A 19824-nucleotide genomic window follows, 5' to 3' on the forward strand; every position below is an offset into this window, starting at 1 on the left:
AAATACATCTTAAAAATTAGCTTCTAAAGATTAGATGTTTGAAAACAAAAACACATAACACTAAACTAAATACTAACTATTAAAATTTAAACTATGATTATTAAACGTTTCTTCAACGGAAGGGCAAATTACAGTTTTGTCATCATTATCTTAATGACCTTGTTCATGAGTAATGGGGTAACGGCTCAAAATGATTTGAAAATTACTGGTGTGATAAAGGACGTCGGTAATTTGCCATTACCAGGAGTGAATGTATTGGAAAAAGGCACTAAGAATGCAGTAAGTACTGATATTGACGGGAAATTTGCAATAAAAATTTCAAAACCAAATGCCATCTTAGTAGTTACTTATATTGGGTTTAAAACCAAAGAAGTTGCTTTGGCTGGAAAAAAGACGGTAAGTGTCACTTTAGAAGAGTCTCTAGTTTCACTTAACGAGGTAAAGATTGTAAATATTGGATACGGGACTACTCGTAAACAAGATTTAACGGGTTCTGTGGTTTCAATCTCAGGTGATGATTTGAAAAAACAATCTATTTCTAACGTAGCAGAAGCTTTAACAGGTCGTATGGCTGGGGTTCAAGTATCATCTGCTGAGGGTTCTCCAGATGCAGATATTAAAATTAGAATTCGTGGTGGTGGGTCGTTAACACAAGATGCTTCTCCATTAATTATTGTGGATGGATTTCCGGTTAACAGTATGAACGATGTTACTCCTTCTGATATTGAGAACATTACAGTATTGAAAGATGCTTCTTCTACAGCTATATATGGTTCTAGAGGAGCTAATGGAGTTGTGATTGTAACAACTAAGAGTGGTAAAGATGGGAAAATTGCAGTAAGCTATAACATGTTTTATGGTGCTAAGAAGATCGCTAAAACTATTGATGTGTTACAGCCTGAAGATTTTGTAAAATGGCAATATGAGTATGCTGTTCTTAGAAACCCAAATGATATTAGTTCGTATGAAAAATATTTTGGTAACTATCAAGATATTGATCAATACAAAGGCTTGCAAGGTAACAACTGGCAAAAACAGATTTATGGTCGTATGGGCCAAGTACAAAGTCGTGATTTAGGGGTTCGTGGTGGATCTGAAAAAGTTAATTTCAACTTCAACTATGCACATTATGATGAAACAACCATCATGCAAGGTTCTGACTTTAATAGAGACAATATCTCTTTGGCTTTAAAGGCAAAAGCTACTAAAAAAATAGACTTATCATTTACATTGCGTTACTCAAATACAGAGATCAACGGAGGTGGTGCTAATGAGCAAAATGAAATTTCTTCTGCTGATGCTCGTTTGAGACATAGTGTGGGGTATTCACCAATTCCTTTACCAGGTTTAACAACAGATAATACTGACGAAGCACTTTCTAGTTATTTAGTAAATCCTTTTGTTGCTGTGGATGACAACCAGCGCAAGCAATTGAGAAAAAACTTTAATATGTTGGGTAGTTTTTCTTGGAAAATTATTGATGACTTGCAATTAAAAACAGATTTAGGTTTAGATAATTACAATAATTTAGATTACCGTTTCTACGGGCGTTCTACTTATTATGCAAATAACAGACCAGCTGCCGAAAATCAAGGATTGCCTGGTTTGGTAATGAGCGATGAGAAAAGAGAAAGATTTAGAAATGCAAATACTTTAAACTACGATTTTAAAAAATTAATTGGAACCAATCACCGTTTGAAACTTCTTGTTGGAGAAGAAATGATTGTTTTTCGTACCAACGAATTAACTAGTGAAATACATGGTTTTCCAAAGTTTTTTGACTTTAATACTTCAAGAAACTTGACTACTCAAGGGAAACCAAATTCAGTGGACAACTATTACAGTCCAGATGACAAATTGTTGTCTTTCTTTGGTCGTGTAAATTACGACCTTCACAATAAGTATTTATTTACTGCTACTTACCGTGCCGATGGTTCTAGTAAGTTTTTAGGTAACAATCGTTGGGGGTATTTTCCATCAGCTGCAGTAGCTTGGAAAATTAATGAGGAAGAATTTTTGAAGAATGTGGATTGGTTAAGCGCTCTTAAATTAAGATTGAGTTATGGACAAGCAGGTAATAACAATATTCCTACTGGACAAACGGTTCAAAACTTCCAATCATCTACAACTACTTTTATTAATAATGTTTCAAGTTATTGGGCAGCCTCTAATACTTTAGCGAACCCAGATTTGAAATGGGAAACTACAGTTACACAAAACTTAGGTTTGGATTTTGATTTGTTTAGAGGACGAATCAGTGGTTCTGTAGAGGCATATAAAAACACTACAAGTGATTTATTAATTAACTTCCCAGTTCCAGGTACAGGTTATGCTACTCAATATAGAAATATGGGGGAAACTCAAAATACAGGTGTTGAGGCTTCGTTAAACTTGGTAGCTTTGGATAAAGAAGATTATGGATTGAGTTTTGCTTTCAATGTTGGAGTAAATAAAAACCGAATTAATTCTCTTGGAGTTATGCAAAATTTTGGTCAAAACACAAACTGGGCTTCTTCTCAGATTGGAGATGATTATGTAATCAATGTAGGGCAGTCTTTAGGTCAAATGTATGGATTCCAAAGTGACGGTCGTTACGAAGTATCTGATTTCACCTATAATGCGACAACAGGTAGTTATACATTGAAGCCTTATTTTTTACCAGACGGAATTACCGTAAATCCAGAAGGAGTAGTTGATAACTCAGCTATTGTAGGAACAATTAGACCTGGTACAATGAAATTAAAGGATATTAATGGTGATGGTAAAGTAACTGTTGCGGATAACACGATTATTGGTAATGCTAATCCAAAACATACTGGTGGTATGGTAATTAATGCCAATGCTTATGGATTTGATTTGTCAGCTGCATTTAACTGGAGTGTTGGGAATGATGTATACAACGCTAATAAAATTGAGTTTACTACTTCGAACCAAAATGGTCAATATAGAAATCTTGCAACTGAAATGGCTGATGGGAAAAGATGGACTAATTTAGATGCTGCAACAGGTCAAATTGTAAGAGATCCAGCTGCTTTAACTGCTCTAAATGCAAATACAACGATGTGGTCTCCTTATATGCAAAACTTTGTTTTCAGTGACTGGGCTGTTGAAGATGGTTCTTTCTTAAGATTGAACTCACTTACATTGGGTTATTCAGTACCAAAAACGTTAGTTTCTAAAATCGGAGTTTCAAAAATGAGATTTTATGCAACTGCAAATAATGTTTTCATTATTACAAACTACTCTGGTCTTGACCCTGAGGTTTCAACAAGAAGAAAGACTCCTTTAACTCCTGGTGTGGATTACTCTCCATTTCCTCGTAGTAGACAATTGGTTTTTGGTTTAAACCTTAATTTTTAATTAAACATTTATTAGAAGATGAAACATATAATAATAATTTCAGGAATAATAATAGCTGGGCTTTTTAGTTCTTGTCAAGAGACGAATGGCGATTTCTTGGATGCACCAGCAAAATCAACCTTAGATGAATCTATTATCTTTTCAACGGCTGGATTGGCCAAAGGAGCTGTAGATGGCATCAAAGAACCAATGGGGCAAACAAACTCATACAGAGGGCGTTTCATTCCTTACTATGGATTTAATACAGATATTGAGTGGATTACTGCCTCTGAAACTACAAATGATGCTAAAACTGATTTGGCTCGTTATGACACTAAGGTGAATAATTCAGAAATGAATACCACAAATAATGCTTGGGCAATGATGTACTCTGGTATTGAACGTGCTAACATTTGTATCCGTGGTTTACGCAAATTTGGGAATCCACAACCAGGGACAGAATTAGGACAACTACTAGGAGAAGCTTTTAACTTTAAGAGCGATTTACTACGCTGATTTAATGAAAGCTTGGGGTGATGTTCCCGCTCGTTTTGAACCAATTAATTCCGAAACTTTGTATTTAGCAAAATCAAGTCGTGATGTGATTTACAAACAACTTATTGCTGATTTAGGAGAAGCTTCAACTTTAGTAGCTTGGCCTGGGGAAACTGCTGCAACTACATCAGTAGAACGTATTAATAAAGCATTTGTAAAAGGGCTTAGAGCTCGTTTAGCAATGGTTGTTAGTGGTTTTCAACAATATCCTGACGGAGTAAGAAGAAGTACTGATCCAGATTTGTCAGTGGCTAATATGTATAAAATAGCACTTGATGAGTGTAGGGATGTCATCAATAGTGGAAAAGCTAAATTAGAGCCTTCGTTTGAAACTTTATGGAAAAAATTAAACCAAGAAAATGTTACTGCAGGTGGAGAATCTTTATGGGAAATTCCTTTTGCTGATGGTCGTGGTCGTGTAGTATTTTCATTTGGTGTTCGTCATGCGACTAACAATCAGTTCCATAATAATGGTTCTAACCGTGGAGGAACTGCGGGGCCATTACCTACTATTTTCTATGATTATGACGTTGCTGATAGCCGTAGAGATGTTAGTTGTGTGCCTTACAGATGGGGAACTGCTGTTAACGGTATTGCACAACAAGAGCTTGTAGGTTCTAATACTTGGTATTTTGGAAAATTCCGTTACGAATGGATGACTCGTTTTGTAACTTCTAGTAATGATGATGGTGTTAATAAAATGTATATGCGTTTTGCTGAGGTACTTTTAATTGCTGCTGAAGCGGCAAATGAATTAGAGGGAACTGCGGCTGCGGCACCTTATTTGAAAGAAGTGCGAAAAAGAGCTTTTGCTCCAGCTTTGCACCCTGTAAAAGTAGAGGCTTATGTAAACGGTCTAACGAGTAAACAAGCCATGTTTAATGCAATTGTTAACGAACATAAATTAGAATTTGTTGGTGAAATGGAGCGTAAACAAGCACTTATCCGTTGGAACTTATTGAAAGCAAACTTAGAGTTGGCTAAAACTAAAATGTACAATTTCAAAAACCGTACTGGTGAGTATGCTGATGTGCCAAAAACATTGTATTATAAATATAAAACGGACAATGTTAGTCTTGATATTTATGGTTTAAATAGAGGTGAAAATGTAAGTCCAGGGGTTGATTATTCTTCTTTTGGGTGGAATTCATTGACGGATCTTAGAGTAGAATCTCTTTTTAAAGCAGGCGTAAATCCAGATAACAGACAGTTCTGGCCAATTTGGCAAGTGTTTATTGATGGAAGTAATAACACGCTGAAAAATGACTACGGTTACTAACAATCACACAAAATAATTATAAGTTATTAGGAATAGGTACTTCGCCATTAAATAAAAGGTAGTTTAACTAGTTATTTAGTGGCTATTACTTCCTAACGACAAATAACAATAAAATTTAAAGAGATGAAAACAATATATATATTTAAGGGTCTGCTAGCCGCAATATTACTTACTTTCACTGTCTCCAGTTGTGATAGTTATAATGTTGATTTGATTGACGAGTTATTAGTAGATAGAGTATTTGCTCCAACAGCTATTAAAGCAATACGAAGAAATCAAACGAGTGTTGAACTAAGTTGGGCCATCCGTGAGGGGGTTTCAAAATATGTCATCGAATTTAGTGCGGACGATCCAGATTTCACCACTATTTTTAAAAGAGTAGAAGTAACAGCGGCTGAGTTACCTGTTACAATTGCTCTTGAAGGAGAAACTCTTTATTCAATAAGAGTAAAAGCCATTAGCGCTACTGATTTAGAAGATTCTAAATGGTCTGTAACCACTGTTCAAACATTGTCAGAACAAATTTTCTTGGCGAGTGTGCCAGGTGATGTTAAAGCAAAAGAGGCTACTTTCAGATGGCCAGCAAATAGTGCTGTAACTAAAATTGAAGTTACTGGACCAGTTTCAAATCCAGGTCCGATTGTACACGTTATTACAGCTCAAGAAAAAGCAAATGGAATCGCGACAGTGACGGGATTAACAGGTGAAACGGCTTATACTGCTGTTTTGTATAACAACTTGAAAAAAAGAGGTACTGCTACTTTTACTACAGGTGTAGATATTGGTACAGGTATTTTAGTGAAACCAACAGATGATTTGGTACAAATTTTAGCGAATGCAAACTCAGGGGATGCATTCTATTTAGAGCCAGGAGATTATACAGTTGCGTCAGGACCAATTCAATTGACGAAGTCTGTTATTGTAAGAGGTTTGAGAAGTTATGACAAACCACGTTTGAAAACAGGTTTTTTAATCAATGCAGGAGCTGCTAATGTGAGTTTAATTGATTTAGATTTAGAAGGATTTGGCCCGTCAGTGGATTCTAATAATGATGTCGTTCGTTTTAACGAAGCAGGAACTTTTAACTCATTATTAATTAGTGGGTGTAATATTCGTAATTTTAGAAAATCGTTTATTGCGGGTGATGTTACATCTTCATTAGTAACAACCGTAACAGTTGAGAATACCATTGTGTCAGATGTTTACTGTAACGGAGGTGATTTTATTGATTTTAGAAAAACTAATGTTATTAACCTAGATGTTAAAGCGAATACATTTAGAAATTGCGGTTCATATGCGGTTACAGGCGAACGTGATTTTATTAGAATCGATGCTGCTGGTTTAACAGGTACTGGTTTAACAACGAGAATCCTATTAGATAGTAATACACTTTACAATGTTTCTAATGCTTCAGGCAAGAGAATTTTATATGTTCGTTTTATTTCTAATGCATCGACTGTTAAGAATAATTTATTTGCTGAAACTGTAGCGATCTATTCTAATCAAGCCAATACAGCAGATCCAGTATTTACAAATAACAACTATTTTAATGCTACAGGTTTCCATTCTACTGCAACTAAGTTTGACAATTCAGGAACCTTTACAACATTAAACCCTGGATTTACTGATGCAGCAGCAGGTAATTTTAAAATTTCTAATCAAACGCTAAAAGACAATAAAGTTGGGGATCCAAGATGGAGACTTTAATCGATATTGAAAAAATCCGTTTGTTTTAATAACTATAAAAGAGGTATGCATTGTGTGATGTATACCTCTTTTTGCAATAAAATCATAATTATAATTCCTGAAAAGGAGTTTAAAAAATAATGAAATGAAAAGAATCTATTTATTTATCATAGCGTCTCTGATTTCCTGTTCAAAAGATGAGACCACAACCCCAGAAGAAATAAAAGAAGTACAGACTTTAGTACAATCAATAGCTATCGAAGGAAGTAATATTAGTTCAGGAACCACTGGGCAAATGACTGCCGTGGTTTTACCTGCTGATGCCAGTAATAAAGCAATTACATGGACTTCGTCAGATATTACTATTGCAACGATTTCGGCATCAGGATTGGTTACTGCACATAAAAATGGTACGGTTATTATTCGTGCCACAGCAGCAGATAAAAGCACAGTGTCTGCCACCAAAACAATCACCATCTCAAATATTGTAGTTGTTCCTACTTACGAATATACCGTAGCGAATGCAACAGAATTTTTGTCAGCTTTAACGAAAGTGAAAGCTGGTGAAACCATATTTGTAAAGGCAGGTATTTATGTAATGAATGCTAAAATTACTTTGAGTAGCTCAGGTACTTTGGGAAATGAAATTAAAATCTTAGGACAAACGGAAGGAGGACGTGCCAAACTAGATTTTTCTTCCATGCCCGAGAATTCGGCTAATCAAGGAATTATTCTTACGGGTAATTTTTGGCATATCAAGGGGATTGATGTTTTTAAAGCTGGAGACAATGGATTACAACTTAAGGGAAGTAATAACTTGATCGAGTTTTGTACTTTTTCTGAATGTTCAGATACGGGTTTGCAAATTGACAATGGGGCTGCTAATAATACCATACTCAATTGTGATTCTTATTTTAATGCCGACTCAACGCTTGAAAATGCAGATGGATTTGCTTGTAAATTAACCGCTGGTACTGGAAATAAATTTATTGGTTGTCGTGCTTGGCAAAATCTTGATGATGGTTGGGATGGCTATTTACGTGGTACGGATAATATCACAACTACCCATATCAATTGCTGGGCGATTAAAAATGGTTATTTAAAAAATGGAACCAAAGGAGCTGGAGATGGTAACGGTTTCAAAACAGGAGGGAGTGATGACAAACTTTTAAAACATAATGCGGTGTATAAAAATTGTATTGCTGCTGGAAATGTTGCCGATGGTTTTGATCATAATAGTAATCGTGGCAACGTTGAAATTTATAATTGTTCAACCTATAGCAATGGTGTGAATTATAATTTTAGCAATACCAATCCGCTGGCCAAATTGACGATTAAGAATTCATGTGCGATTGGTGCTTATGGCAATACAAATGCAACGGCGGTCATAGCGACTAACAATGGTTGGCAAAACGGAATTATTACGGATGCTAATGATTTTCAAAGTATTGATATGAGCCAATTAATTCAAGCTCGTAAAGCCGATGGTAGTTTACCTGATGTTAGTTTTATGCACTTAAAATCAGATAGCGATTTGATTGACAAAGGAACTGATGTGGGATTGCCTTTTAAAGGTGTGGCTCCTGATATTGGTGCATTTGAATTGCAATAAGAAATTAAATATTTAAGATGTAGGAGTCTTGACTAAGAATAGAAAAAATATTTGATAAAAATAAGGTATATGATGAATTGGAATTTAGCCGTTAGACTAATTCTTTTAGTGAGCTTTGCCAGTAGTACATTGGCACAAAAAAAAGAAATCAAAAAAAATAAGTTGTACGATTTAGTAGTTGATGCAGGAGGGACTGGTGATTTTACAACAGTGCAAGCAGCTTTTGATGCAGTGCCTTTCAATAAAGAAACTGAAACGAAAATTTTCATCAAAAAAGGCATTTACAAAGAAAAGTTAGATTTGCCTCAAAACAAAAAACATATTAGCATCATAGGAGAAGATAGAGAAACTGTGGTGCTTACTTTTGATGATTATGCGTCCAAGAAAAATAGTCTTGGACAAAATATTGGTACAACAGGTTCTTCAAGTTTTTTTCTAAATGGAGACGATTTTAAAGCTGAAAATATCACTTTCGAAAACTCATCAGGAAATGTAGGTCAGGCAGTTGCTGTAAGGATTGACGGGGATAAAGTTGTTTTTTATAACTGCAAATTTCTAGGCTATCAAGACACTTTATATGCCCATGACAGTAGCAGCAGGCAATATTACAAGAGCTGTTATATAGAAGGAGCAACAGATTTTATTTTTGGTGCTTCAACCGCTGTTTTTGAGGATTGTGAGATATTTGCAAAAAAAGGGGGGACTTACATAACTGCCGCTAATACGACAGAAGGGAGTGCCTATGGTTTTGTTTTTATGAATTGCAAATTAACTTCAGACTCGGGAGCCAGTACCTATTATTTAGGCAGACCATGGAGGAATTATGCTAAGACTGTCTTTATCAATTGCGAGATGGGAATTCATATTAAACCTGAAGGTTGGCACAATTGGAGCAAGCCAGAGGCCGAAGAGACGGCATTTTATGCGGAATATCAATCAAAAGGAGCAGGAGGGAACACTATTTCTCGTGTGAGTTGGTCACGGGTGCTGAGTCCAGCACAATTTGAAAGCTATAATCTAAAAACAATATTTAAGGATTGGATTCCTGAATTGTAACGAATAAAAAACTTGTATAATTCCTGAGTTTATTTTTCTCTTTTTTTCCTTGGTTTTAATGCGTAAAAAAAGCTTCAGATTTCTCTGAATCTTTCTTAGTAGTCCGCTACAGCGGAGACTCGAACCTTTGTCCGCCGCGGCGGATATGAGCTTTCTTTATAAAGCGTTTTGAATTAAATTTTTGATAAATTCACGTCCGACTCCTGTTTTTAAATACTTTTCTCTTTTCATAGCTTCGGATTTTGAGTTAAAAAATTCAACATGAATTACTTTCCAAGGTCTAAATTTCAAGGTGTGGCCTTTAGTTTCCAGTTCGTTGTGAGATTTGAAACGTTCAATAAGGTTGGAAGTAAATCCAGTGTAGTTCTTGTCAAATTTTTCAGAATATAAAATGTAAACAACAAATTCCTCCATGATAAAAAGTGTTATAAACGAAAAAACACCAACTTTAATAAGTGGTGTTTTTTTCTAGTAGTCCGCTACAGCGGAGACTCGAACCTTTGTCCGCCGCGGCGGATATGAGCTTTCTTTATAAAGCGTTTTGAATTAAATTTTTGATAAATTCACGTCCGACTCCTGTTTTTAAATACTTTTCTCTTTTCATAGCTTCGGATTTTGAGTTAAAAAATTCAACATGAATTACTTTCCAAGGTCTAAATTTCAAGGTGTGGCCTTTAGTTTCCAGTTCGTTGTGAGATTTGAAACGTTCAATAAGGTTGGAAGTAAATCCAGTGTAGTTCTTGTCAAATTTTTCAGAATATAAAATGTAAACAACAAATTCCTCCATGATAAAAAGTGTTATAAACGAAAAAACACCAACTTTAATAAGTGGTGTTTTTTTCTAGTAGCGGGAACAGGACTCGAACCTGTGACCTTCGGGTTATGAGCCCGACGAGCTGCCTACTGCTCTATCCCGCGCTGTGTGTTTTGCAATCTTGGTTGAACCTTTGTCCGCCGCGGCGGATATGAGCCCGACGAGCTGCCTACTGCTCTATCCCGCGATGTGCGTTTGTAATCTCAATAAAATTAACTTAGTAGCGGGAACAGGACTCGAACCTGTGTCCGCCGCGGCGGATATGAGTTCGAAAAGCTGCTTCATGCTCTTAGTTTTAATCTCAATAAAATTAACTTAGTAGCGGGAACAGGACTCGAACCTGTGTCCGCCGCGGCGGATATGAGTTCGAAAAGCTGCTTCATGCTCTTAGTTTTAATCTCAATAAAATTAACTTAGTAGCGGGAACAGGACTCGAACCTGTGACCTTCGGGTTATGAGCCCGACGAGCTGCCTACTGCTCTATCCCGCGATATATTTTCAATTTGTATATTTAAGAACCTGTGTCCGCCGTGGCGGATATGAGCCATCTGAATTAGCCTACTGCTCTATCCCGCGATGTTTCGGGTGCAAAGATACATATAAAATCTAGATTTCCAATGCGTAATTTTAAAAAATGTTTTATTTCATCTATTGACTTGATATGACTACCTTTGCAGCATTAAATAAATAAGGAAATGGCACACAAAGCAGGTTTTGTAAATATTATAGGGAATCCTAATGTAGGGAAATCAACGTTGATGAATGCGTTTGTAGGGGAAAGATTGTCTATTATTACCTCAAAAGCACAAACTACTAGACACAGAATTCTTGGAATTGTGAACGGAGAGGATTTTCAGTTAGTACTTTCGGATACTCCTGGAATTATCAAACCCGCTTATGAAATGCAAGAGTCGATGATGAATTTTGTAAAATCGGCTTTTGAGGATGCTGATATCTTGATTTATATGGTGGAGATTGGAGAGCAAGACTTGAAAGATGAAGCTTTTTTTAATAAAATCATTCATTCTAAAATTCCAGTGTTGTTATTGTTGAATAAAATTGACAATTCTAACCAAGAACAATTGGAGCAACAAGTGGCTTTTTGGACAGAGAAAGTGCCTAATGCTGAAATTTACCCAATATCGGCTTTACAAAATTTCAATGTTCCTGAGGTTTTTGGCCGAATTCTAGAGTTGTTGCCAGAATCACCAGCTTATTATCCAAAAGATCAATTGACAGACAAACCAGAACGTTTTTTTGTGAACGAAACCATTCGTGAGAAAATATTATTGAACTACAGCAAAGAGATTCCGTATGCAGTAGAGATTGTGACTGAAGAATTTATTGAAACAGATAATATTATCAAAATTCGTTCGCTTATTATGGTGGAACGTGACACCCAAAAAGGAATTATCATAGGTCATAAAGGAGCTGCTTTGAAGAAAGTAGGGATGGAGTCTCGTGAGGATTTGGAGAAATTCTTTGGAAAACAAATTCACATCGAGTTGTATGTGAAAGTGAATAAAAACTGGAGAAGCAATGCCAATATGTTAAAGCGTTTTGGATACAATCAATAATATGCTGTAGGGACAGGTCGCGACCTGTCCGTACCAATAAAAAATGCAATCAATCTGTACAAACAGAATTTGATTAAGAAATGCCCTAGCCCAGATGGGAACGGCATCCTTTTATGCTGGGGTTCAGCATAAAAGATATAGTGGACAGCTGGAAATAGCTTCCAGAAATTGTAAAAATCATAGGTACTCAGAAACTTAGCGACTTAGCGATTTTTTTAACTACCTTTGCCGAATATTTGAAAAAAGATTATGAATAATATTGTTGCGATAGTAGGAAGACCTAATGTAGGGAAATCAACCCTTTTTAATAGGCTGATACAAAGAAGAGAAGCCATTGTAGATTCGGTTTCGGGTGTTACCCGTGATAGAAACTATGGTAAGAGCGAGTGGAACGGAAAAGAATTTTCTGTAATTGATACAGGCGGATATGTGCGTGGTTCTGATGACGTGTTTGAAGGAGAGATTCGTAAGCAAGTAGAATTAGCTATCGATGAAGCCGATGTGATTATTTTTGTGGTTGATGTTGAGGAAGGTATTACACCTATGGATGATGCTGTTGCTAAATTGTTACGTAAAGTAACGAAGCCAGTATTGTTAGCGGTAAATAAAGTTGATAATGCCATGCGCGAGAAAGACGCGGTGGAGTTTTACAACCTTGGATTAGGGGATTACTACACTTTTGCTAGTATATCAGGCAGTGGAACAGGAGATTTATTAGACGCTTTGATCGATGCTTTTCCTGAAAAACCAGTTGTTGAAGAAGTTTCAGACTTGCCTCGTTTTGCAGTAGTAGGACGTCCTAATGCTGGAAAATCGAGTTTTATCAACGCCTTGATTGGACAAGACCGTTATATTGTAACCGATATTGCGGGTACTACTCGTGATGCGATTGATACTAAATTTGACCGTTTTGGGTTTGAATTTAACTTAGTGGATACAGCGGGAATCCGTCGTAAAGCTAAAGTAAAAGAGGATTTAGAGTTTTATTCTGTGATGCGTTCAGTACGTGCGATTGAGCATGCTGATATTTGTATCTTGGTAATCGATGCTACTCGTGGATTTGAAGGGCAGGACCAAAGTATTTTTTGGTTGGCTGAGAAAAACCGAAAAGGTGTGGTGATTTTGGTAAACAAATGGGATTTGGTTGAAAAAGATACCATGTCAACTCGTGATTATGAAGAGAAAATTAAAAAAGAATTAATGCCATTTACGGATGTGCCTATTCTTTTTGTTTCGGCATTGACCAAACAGCGATTGTTGAAAGCCTTGGAGGCGGCAGTGAAGGTGTATGAAAGTAGACAAACTCGTATTCCAACTTCAAAATTCAATGAATATATGTTGAAAATTATTGAAGCTTATCCACCACCAGCGACAAAAGGGAAATATGTGAAAATTAAATACTGTATGCAGTTGCCATCGGCAACACCACAGTTTGTGTTTTTTGCTAATTTACCACAATATGTTAAAGAGCCTTACAAGCGTTACCTTGAAAATAAAATCAGAGAAAACTGGGATTTTTCAGGTGTTCCAATCGATATTTATATTAGAGAAAAATAAGTCTCAGAAACCATAAAAATAAATTACCCTCAAGATGCATTTTGGCCTTTGAGGGTTTTTTTTATTATCCAATTAAACCTTATAACTATTTTTAGGTCATACAATACTATTTAATTTGCCAAAAAACCATGTTCAAAAGCCATTTTTTAGTTCTGTTCTTGTTTTTATCATTTAGTTTTTTTGCCCAAGAGAGCTATTTTATTCAAGGACAAGTATTGGATATCAATACCCAACAGCCTTTAGAAGCGGCTAATGTTTATTTTTCAGTAGTCAAAGATTCTTTGAAGTTAGGAGCAACGTCAACCGACAATACGGGTCGGTTTAGAATTAGATTAAAAAAGTATGACAATCCTACTTTTTTGAATGTTTCCTTTGTAGGACATGAAAATTATAAAGATGAATTAGCGGGTATCACAGAGAATAAAGATTTAGGGACTATTTATTTATTCAGTACTGAAAATATTTTAAAGGATGTAGTGATAAAAACTACAGCACCTCCAATTGTCGTTAAACAAGATACTTTAGAATACAATGCGGCTTCATTTAAAGTGCGTCCAGATGATAATGTGGATGCAGTCTTGAAAGAACTACCTGGTTTTGTAATTGATGATGAAGGGAAAATTACAGTGAACGGCAAAGAAGTGAGTCAGATTTTAGTCAATGGAAAAGCCTTTTTTGGTAAAGATGGAGCTGTGGCCTTACAAAATTTACCAGCTGATATTATTAATAAAATTCAGGTTTCTGATTTTAAAACTAAAAAAGAAGAATTGGCAGGAGATGATGCCGCTTCTGATTTTTTGAGTCTGAATTTGACCATTGATAAAAAGAAAAATAAAGGTTATTTTGGGAAATTCCTAGGAGGTTATGGTACTGATGATCGCTATGAAGGAAGTTTTTTAGTCAATCAATTTGATAATAAACAGCGCATTAGTGCGGTAGGTTCTACTAATAATATCAATTTATCGGGATTCTCAATTGATGAAGCTTTTGGTGAGGATAAAAATAAATCCAATGGTGATGTGGGGGCAACAATTTCAAGAAAAGGGATTACTCGTACCAACTTGGCTGGATTTAATTATTTTAACGAATGGTCTGATAATCTAGAAACTACAGGAGATTATTCGTATGATAATAGCTTGAATAACAATGCGAAAAAGTCAACGCAAACCCGTTTTTTACCTACAGGAAACATCACGACAAAATCAGATTCAGATGCTAAAACAGAGAATACGAATCACAAAATAAATTTTGAAATAGAATACAAACCAATAGATAATGTTCAAATTGTCTTTGAGCCAAGATTTCGAAAAGCTAATTTTAAAAACAATGGTTCATCTTCAAGTGTTTCAACAAATGAAGTTGGAGATTTACTTAATGAAAATAAAGGAACTACCGAAAGAAGTACAGATTTGCTCAATTTTGATAATGTAATTTCGGTTAATAAAAGTTTCGAAAAAAGATCTCGTAATTTGATTTTTTCGATGACCAATAATAATTCTAAGAATGATTTATTAGGATTTAATAAAAATGAAATTAAATCCTATACTTCAGGAAAAACCAACCTGCGTAACCAGATGATTGACAACTCTGTGAAACGTGATTTTTATTATGCACAGGTTGAATTTACGGAGCCTATTTCGAAAGTTATCCGTTTTAGAGTAGGGGCAGAGTATAAATGGGACAACAAAATCACGGATGAAAAAACGTTTAATTTTGATACTACAACTGAGGGGTATTCTATATTTAATGCTGCACAATCCAGCTATATTTCTTCCAATCAGAGTTCTATAGCTCCAAAAATGGGTTTCTTTTATAATGATAATGTGTTTTCATTCAATGTTAGAAATACCACATCTTTGGTGCAATACGATAACTATTCTTTTTATCTTAATAATCAAACCAAGCTAAAGTCGAATTATTTTATTCCAGAATGGCATACACAATTTAAGTATAAGATTGACAAATCGAATTATGCGTTATTAAAATACGATTATAGAGTTAATTTACCCACTGCTTACCAATTATTGCCAGTTTTGGATATTAGCAGTACTGTGAATACAATTATAGGAAATCCAGATTTAGATCCTATAAAGAAACATAGTTTTAATTTTAGTTTTAGAAACTATAATATGCAAAAACGTTCTGGTTATAGCATTTATATGAAAGCAGACGTTGTTGATAGTGATATTATTTCTGCTAGGACGTATGCTGAGGATGGGACAAGTAATACAACCTTTATTAATATTAATAATATTTATAAAACAAGTTTGAGTATTTACTGGAATAATTATATTAAGAAAGAATTGAATACTTATCGCTATGGTTTTGGTTTTAAAACTGATTATTCTTTTGATAAAGGATTTGTAAATAATGTTTTCTATGACGCTAAAATTCTTTCATTTGCTCCAAGAGTCTATTTGTCTTATAATTATGGCAAACTGTTAACGATATCACCATCTTATAGTTTTCTGTATAATGAGTCTAGATATCGAAATTTCTCTATTGATTCTCGTTTGAATGCAGTTCACAAATTAAATTTAAGGGTAACAAACTATTTTGGAGAAAGTTGGGTCTTGAGTAATGATTTTGGATACAGCTATAACACTAATTCGGGTACTGGTTTTCAAAATCAGTACAAATTGTGGAATATGAGTTTGGGGTACACTTTCTTGGATAAAACGTTGACAGCAAGAATAAAAGTTTTTGATATTTTAAATCAAAACCAAGGATATACGCGATCGATTACAGAGACTTCAATTAGAGATGAGGAAAACACAGTTCTAAAGCGTTACGGAATGTTTTCATTAATATATAAGATCAAAAATTTTGGAGGAATGAAGCCTCCAGGACCTAATTCGGATAAAGATAAAAATTTTGGAAGGAATAAAGATTTAGACTCTAAAAGTAAAAATAGAGAAGATTAATAAAAAAGTACCTGCTGTTTTATAAACTAGCAGGTACTTTTATTTTTAGTTAAATCGAGTTTTGAATAGTGTAGGGGTGAATTTCACCTGGATATAGGCCCAAGTTGCGATGTTGTCAGCATTTCCAAAGTTTTTGATAGTTGTCATGGTGTCTGTTGGTAATGCTACTGAAAATCCGCTTTCAATATTCGTAAAATGATTTGGTTTGTATGTGACTAATAAATCATGTTCGTATCCCATGAATGGTTTTAGTTCTTGATTGGCGCTAGTAATAAATTTCCTTTGGGTATAGAACAAATGATTGTTCGAATGCAATTCTAATTTTTTAGATACTTTTTTGCTAAAAAAAAGGTAAGGATTGATCAATCCAGCATTATTTAAATCAGATGGGAATCGGGTAAAAAAGTCCATAAACCCATTAAATCGATGAGCAACTCCATATAATGGAACAAAATTATGGTCCGTTTGACCTACGGTTCCATTATCACCACTAAGTATTTCAGCGCCTAATCGAATGGATAATTGGTCATTTGAACTGTATTTTATTTCTGGCTGAATGTACCAAGCGTCAATAGTTTTTCCTGTGCTGTTGCGACCAGATTGTAAATAAGTAGTAGTAGTTACATACCAATTTTTATTTTTGACCTCTAGTCGGCCTCCATAAGTAAAACGCCAGTGGTTCAGTTCTTTTTGCACCTCATCCTGATAAGCATCACTTGCTATAATAGAAGTTGCGGTAAATTTAGAGTTGAAATTATATTTTAAATAATGAATTGCGAGTGCTTTGTAATTAGTCCAAGTTGTTGCTGTGCTATTTGCAGGAGTGATGCTTAATGTAGCAGGAGTATAATCGGTGCCAAAAATACGTTCTCCAGTTTGGTTAAAGGCGCCCACTAATTCAGTGCTTAGCTTTTTTTTGTAATAACGAAAGTTAATTGCATCATGAGCAGCTCCGTTAATCCGCCATTCATTTTCTGCAAAAAAGCGTTGGTTGTCGTATGCAATACGCTGTCTTCCTATTCGGATTGAAAGATTTGGATTGATAAACGGCTCTATATATCCTTCAAATAATTGTATGGTTCCATTTAAACCCCGTGGGTCATGTGAACCCCAAACTCTGGCATCTTGTAGTGATAGTAAAGTATTGAATGATTTACCCTGTTTATAATCAATATTCAGTCGGCTTCGTTGGTTGATAAATACAGCAGCACTACTGTTGTCATTTGGAATATTTCTGTATCCATGTCGATATTCTCCTCGATTTTTTATCTGTAAATCTACTTGGAAAGTTTTGTTTTTTACTTGTTCCGCTACATTAGACTTGCTGTGAGAACGAATAGAATCGGCTTCAGTTTGTTTAATGATTTTTCTTTGGATAAGTAAATTCAGGATATCATCTGAGTTTTGTGCAGTAATGGAATTAAGAGTAAAAAGGGTAATTATTGAAAAGATAATTTTATTTATTCTCATTAGAATTTAAATCAAATTTATATTGTAAATGCTGGTGTGTCTGTGTTTTTGTAATAATAAATAGCGTCTTTAAGCTATTTTGAGTGCAAATATATATAAATTCTATAAAATTAGTAGAATTTAAAAAAAAATATTTTTATTTATTTACTAATGAAGCAATAGTGATGCCCTTCATAGCATTTAAAGTTTCGTCTCTAATGGTGATTAAACCGTGTCGAAGCAAGCATTCTGATTCATCAGTACAGTCCGAACAACGTTCGTAAAAATTTAAAGAAGCACAAGGAAGCAAAGCGATAGCACCGTCAAATAATCGATGGATATCAGCCAATGTAATTTCGTTCACATGTTTTAAAAGATAATAGCCGCCAAATTTACCTTGTTTACTCCCAACAAAATGACCTCGTTTGAGGTCTAATAATATTTGTTCCAAAAATTTTTTTGGAATATTAGCTGCCTCAGCGATATCCGTTGTTTTGGATACAACATTTTGATCTTGTTTCGCTAAATAAAGTAATGCTTTAAGAGCATATTTTGCTTTGTGTGATAACATGTTTCTAGTTTTAGCCTCGGACTATATAAAAGACAAAGGGTTTAAAGATAGTATTTTTTACAAATACAATCTAAAAAGCTTTTAAACTAATTTTGAGGTTGAGTCTAAATATGCAAACTTATTTTCAGGTGTAAAAATAAGAAAATCAGTGTAAATGAGAACTGTCGGGGAATTGATTATTCTTCGTTTTCGTCTTTTTCTAGTGTGTTCATGGGGTGGTCTTCATACCATTCTTTAAAAGTATTGGTAGGATTGTAATTGTCTGTTAAGACCTTGTAAACCATAAGCGGTATTAAAAACACTCCAATAAAATGTAGTGCTAATAATATCCTCAAATCAGTGTCTGTTTGATTTAAAATAGCGAATACAAACACATATACCGTAGTAAACCATACGAGCTTAATTGCAAAATTTTTCATAACTGTTGTTTTCTCTTAAAGTTACGGAGTTTATTTTGTAATTGCTGTTAAAGTATTGGTAATCAGTTGTTAGTATTGTATTTGAGTTGGTTTTTTATGTTTTCACTTTGAGTTTACCAGTTATTGATCTATCTACCAACTTCCACCAGAACCTCCGCCAGAGAATCCACCTCCGCCAAAACCACCACCGAAGCCGCCGCCGCCAAATCCGCCGCCTGAAGAACCACCGCCAAAACCGCCGCCACGATGACCACTGCCAAGACTGCTTAGAATGATAACATCCAATAGGCTAGGGCCACCAGAACGGTTGCCTGAGTTTCCGCCTCCGCTACCGCCTCCTTTGTTTTTGGAAGCCAATATGATAATAAATACGATGATGATGATAAAGGGTAAAATAGGGAAGTCTTTGCTTTCCGTTTGTTTGCGTTGGCCTTTGTATTTGCCTTTGAAAACGTCGATAATTGCATCAGTTCCTTTGTCTAGTCCACGGTAATAACTGCCGGCTTTGAATTCGGGAATGATAATATTTCGGGTGATTTCACCGCCAATTCCCGCTGTCAATCGGTCTTCGAGTCCGTAACCTGGAGAAATCCATATTTTTCTTTCAGCTTTTGCCAATAAGATTAAAACACCGTTATCGTCTTTTTTAGTGCCTCCAATTCCCCATTGGTGTGCCCATTTGGGGGTTAAGATTCCGATATCTTCACCCTTTAAACTTTCAATAGTTATAATGACTATTTGTGTTGTTGTGGAGTCTGAATAGCGAATAAGCTTCTCTTCCAGTTGTGCTTTTTCGGTACTGCTCAATACATTGGCGTAATCATAAACCGAAGTTTGAAATTTTGGGATTTCAGGAATGGTAAATTGTGCTAATAGGAAACCGCTATTCAATAGAAAAAAGAGTGCCAATAAAACGCTCCAGTCTTTCTTTAAAAATTGAATTTTGTTTTTTGAATTTTGTTTTTTGAAAGTTGACTTTTGCATTA

Annotated in this window: 15 protein-coding genes and 2 tRNA genes; 9 read left to right on the top strand and 8 right to left on the bottom strand. The window is 35.1% G+C overall.

The annotated features are described in order from the left end of the window. The first annotated feature begins 93 nt into the window (after positions 1-93). The 6 genes from ACNH59_RS08725 to ACNH59_RS08750 all read left to right on the top strand — a co-directional run bounded on the left by ACNH59_RS08725 (position 94) and on the right by ACNH59_RS08750 (position 9527). On the top strand, positions 94-3360 hold the full coding sequence (locus ACNH59_RS08725) for a SusC/RagA family TonB-linked outer membrane protein (protein ID WP_418262164.1): 3267 nt from the start codon (positions 94-96) through the stop codon (positions 3358-3360). Between the two features lie 18 nt (positions 3361-3378). Then, the gene (locus ACNH59_RS08730; RefSeq protein ID WP_418262165.1) at positions 3379-3855 is read left to right on the top strand and encodes a hypothetical protein; all 477 of its coding nucleotides are present in this window, start codon (positions 3379-3381) and stop codon (positions 3853-3855) included. A 4-nt stretch (positions 3856-3859) separates the two neighbouring features. After that, positions 3860-5173, top strand: coding sequence for a RagB/SusD family nutrient uptake outer membrane protein (locus ACNH59_RS08735; protein ID WP_418262166.1), 1314 nt, complete (start codon positions 3860-3862; stop codon positions 5171-5173). Positions 5174-5296: 123 nt separating this feature from the next. Further along, complete coding sequence (locus ACNH59_RS08740) at positions 5297-6880, top strand: DUF5123 domain-containing protein (protein WP_418262167.1); 1584 nt, start codon at positions 5297-5299, stop codon at positions 6878-6880. 124 nt (positions 6881-7004) lie between these two features. After that, positions 7005-8471 carry a right-handed parallel beta-helix repeat-containing protein gene (locus tag ACNH59_RS08745; RefSeq protein ID WP_418262168.1) on the top strand — a complete coding sequence of 489 codons (1467 nt, stop codon included), beginning with the start codon at positions 7005-7007 and terminating at the stop codon, positions 8469-8471. 69 nt (positions 8472-8540) lie between these two features. Continuing rightward, entirely contained in the window at positions 8541-9527 is a 987-nt protein-coding gene (locus tag ACNH59_RS08750; protein ID WP_418262169.1) for a pectinesterase family protein, read from the top strand. Between the two features lie 156 nt (positions 9528-9683). On the opposite strand, the gene ACNH59_RS08755 is transcribed toward ACNH59_RS08750, so the two are convergent. The 4 genes from ACNH59_RS08755 to ACNH59_RS08770 all read right to left on the bottom strand — a co-directional run bounded on the left by ACNH59_RS08755 (position 9684) and on the right by ACNH59_RS08770 (position 10831). Continuing rightward, complete coding sequence (locus ACNH59_RS08755; RefSeq protein WP_418262170.1) at positions 9684-9941, bottom strand: GIY-YIG nuclease family protein; 258 nt, start codon at positions 9939-9941, stop codon at positions 9684-9686. A gap of 115 nt (positions 9942-10056) precedes the next feature. Further along, the gene (locus ACNH59_RS08760) at positions 10057-10314 is read right to left on the bottom strand and encodes a GIY-YIG nuclease family protein (RefSeq protein ID WP_418262170.1); all 258 of its coding nucleotides are present in this window, start codon (positions 10312-10314) and stop codon (positions 10057-10059) included. A gap of 58 nt (positions 10315-10372) precedes the next feature. After that, positions 10373-10445: transfer RNA gene (locus ACNH59_RS08765), tRNA-Met, on the bottom strand. Positions 10446-10758: 313 nt separating this feature from the next. Further along, positions 10759-10831 (bottom strand) — tRNA-Met (locus tag ACNH59_RS08770). Positions 10832-11036: 205 nt separating this feature from the next. Here ACNH59_RS08770 and era point away from each other — a divergent pair. The 3 genes from era to ACNH59_RS08785 all read left to right on the top strand — a co-directional run bounded on the left by era (position 11037) and on the right by ACNH59_RS08785 (position 16399). After that, positions 11037-11918, top strand: coding sequence for a GTPase Era (era, locus tag ACNH59_RS08775; protein ID WP_418262171.1), 882 nt, complete (start codon positions 11037-11039; stop codon positions 11916-11918). A gap of 249 nt (positions 11919-12167) precedes the next feature. Beyond that, the gene (gene der, locus ACNH59_RS08780; protein WP_418262172.1) at positions 12168-13475 is read left to right on the top strand and encodes a ribosome biogenesis GTPase Der; all 1308 of its coding nucleotides are present in this window, start codon (positions 12168-12170) and stop codon (positions 13473-13475) included. Between the two features lie 128 nt (positions 13476-13603). Beyond that, positions 13604-16399, top strand: coding sequence for an outer membrane beta-barrel protein (locus ACNH59_RS08785; protein ID WP_418262173.1), 2796 nt, complete (start codon positions 13604-13606; stop codon positions 16397-16399). Positions 16400-16444: 45 nt separating this feature from the next. Here the strand turns inward: ACNH59_RS08785 and ACNH59_RS08790 are convergent, their stop codons facing one another. The 4 genes from ACNH59_RS08790 to ACNH59_RS08805 all read right to left on the bottom strand — a co-directional run bounded on the left by ACNH59_RS08790 (position 16445) and on the right by ACNH59_RS08805 (position 19822). Next, positions 16445-17869, bottom strand: coding sequence for an alginate export family protein (locus ACNH59_RS08790; RefSeq protein ID WP_418262174.1), 1425 nt, complete (start codon positions 17867-17869; stop codon positions 16445-16447). A 136-nt stretch (positions 17870-18005) separates the two neighbouring features. Further along, entirely contained in the window at positions 18006-18419 is a 414-nt protein-coding gene (locus ACNH59_RS08795; RefSeq protein ID WP_418262175.1) for an RrF2 family transcriptional regulator, read from the bottom strand. Positions 18420-18595: 176 nt separating this feature from the next. After that, positions 18596-18838, bottom strand: coding sequence for a hypothetical protein (locus tag ACNH59_RS08800; protein WP_418262176.1), 243 nt, complete (start codon positions 18836-18838; stop codon positions 18596-18598). Positions 18839-18970: 132 nt separating this feature from the next. Then, positions 18971-19822 carry a TPM domain-containing protein gene (locus tag ACNH59_RS08805; RefSeq protein WP_418262177.1) on the bottom strand — a complete coding sequence of 284 codons (852 nt, stop codon included), beginning with the start codon at positions 19820-19822 and terminating at the stop codon, positions 18971-18973. Between the last annotated feature and the right edge of the window lie 2 nt (positions 19823-19824).

It is taken from the genome of Flavobacterium faecale, assembly GCF_048320115.1.
GTDB lineage: Bacteria > Bacteroidota > Bacteroidia > Flavobacteriales > Flavobacteriaceae > Flavobacterium > Flavobacterium faecale_A.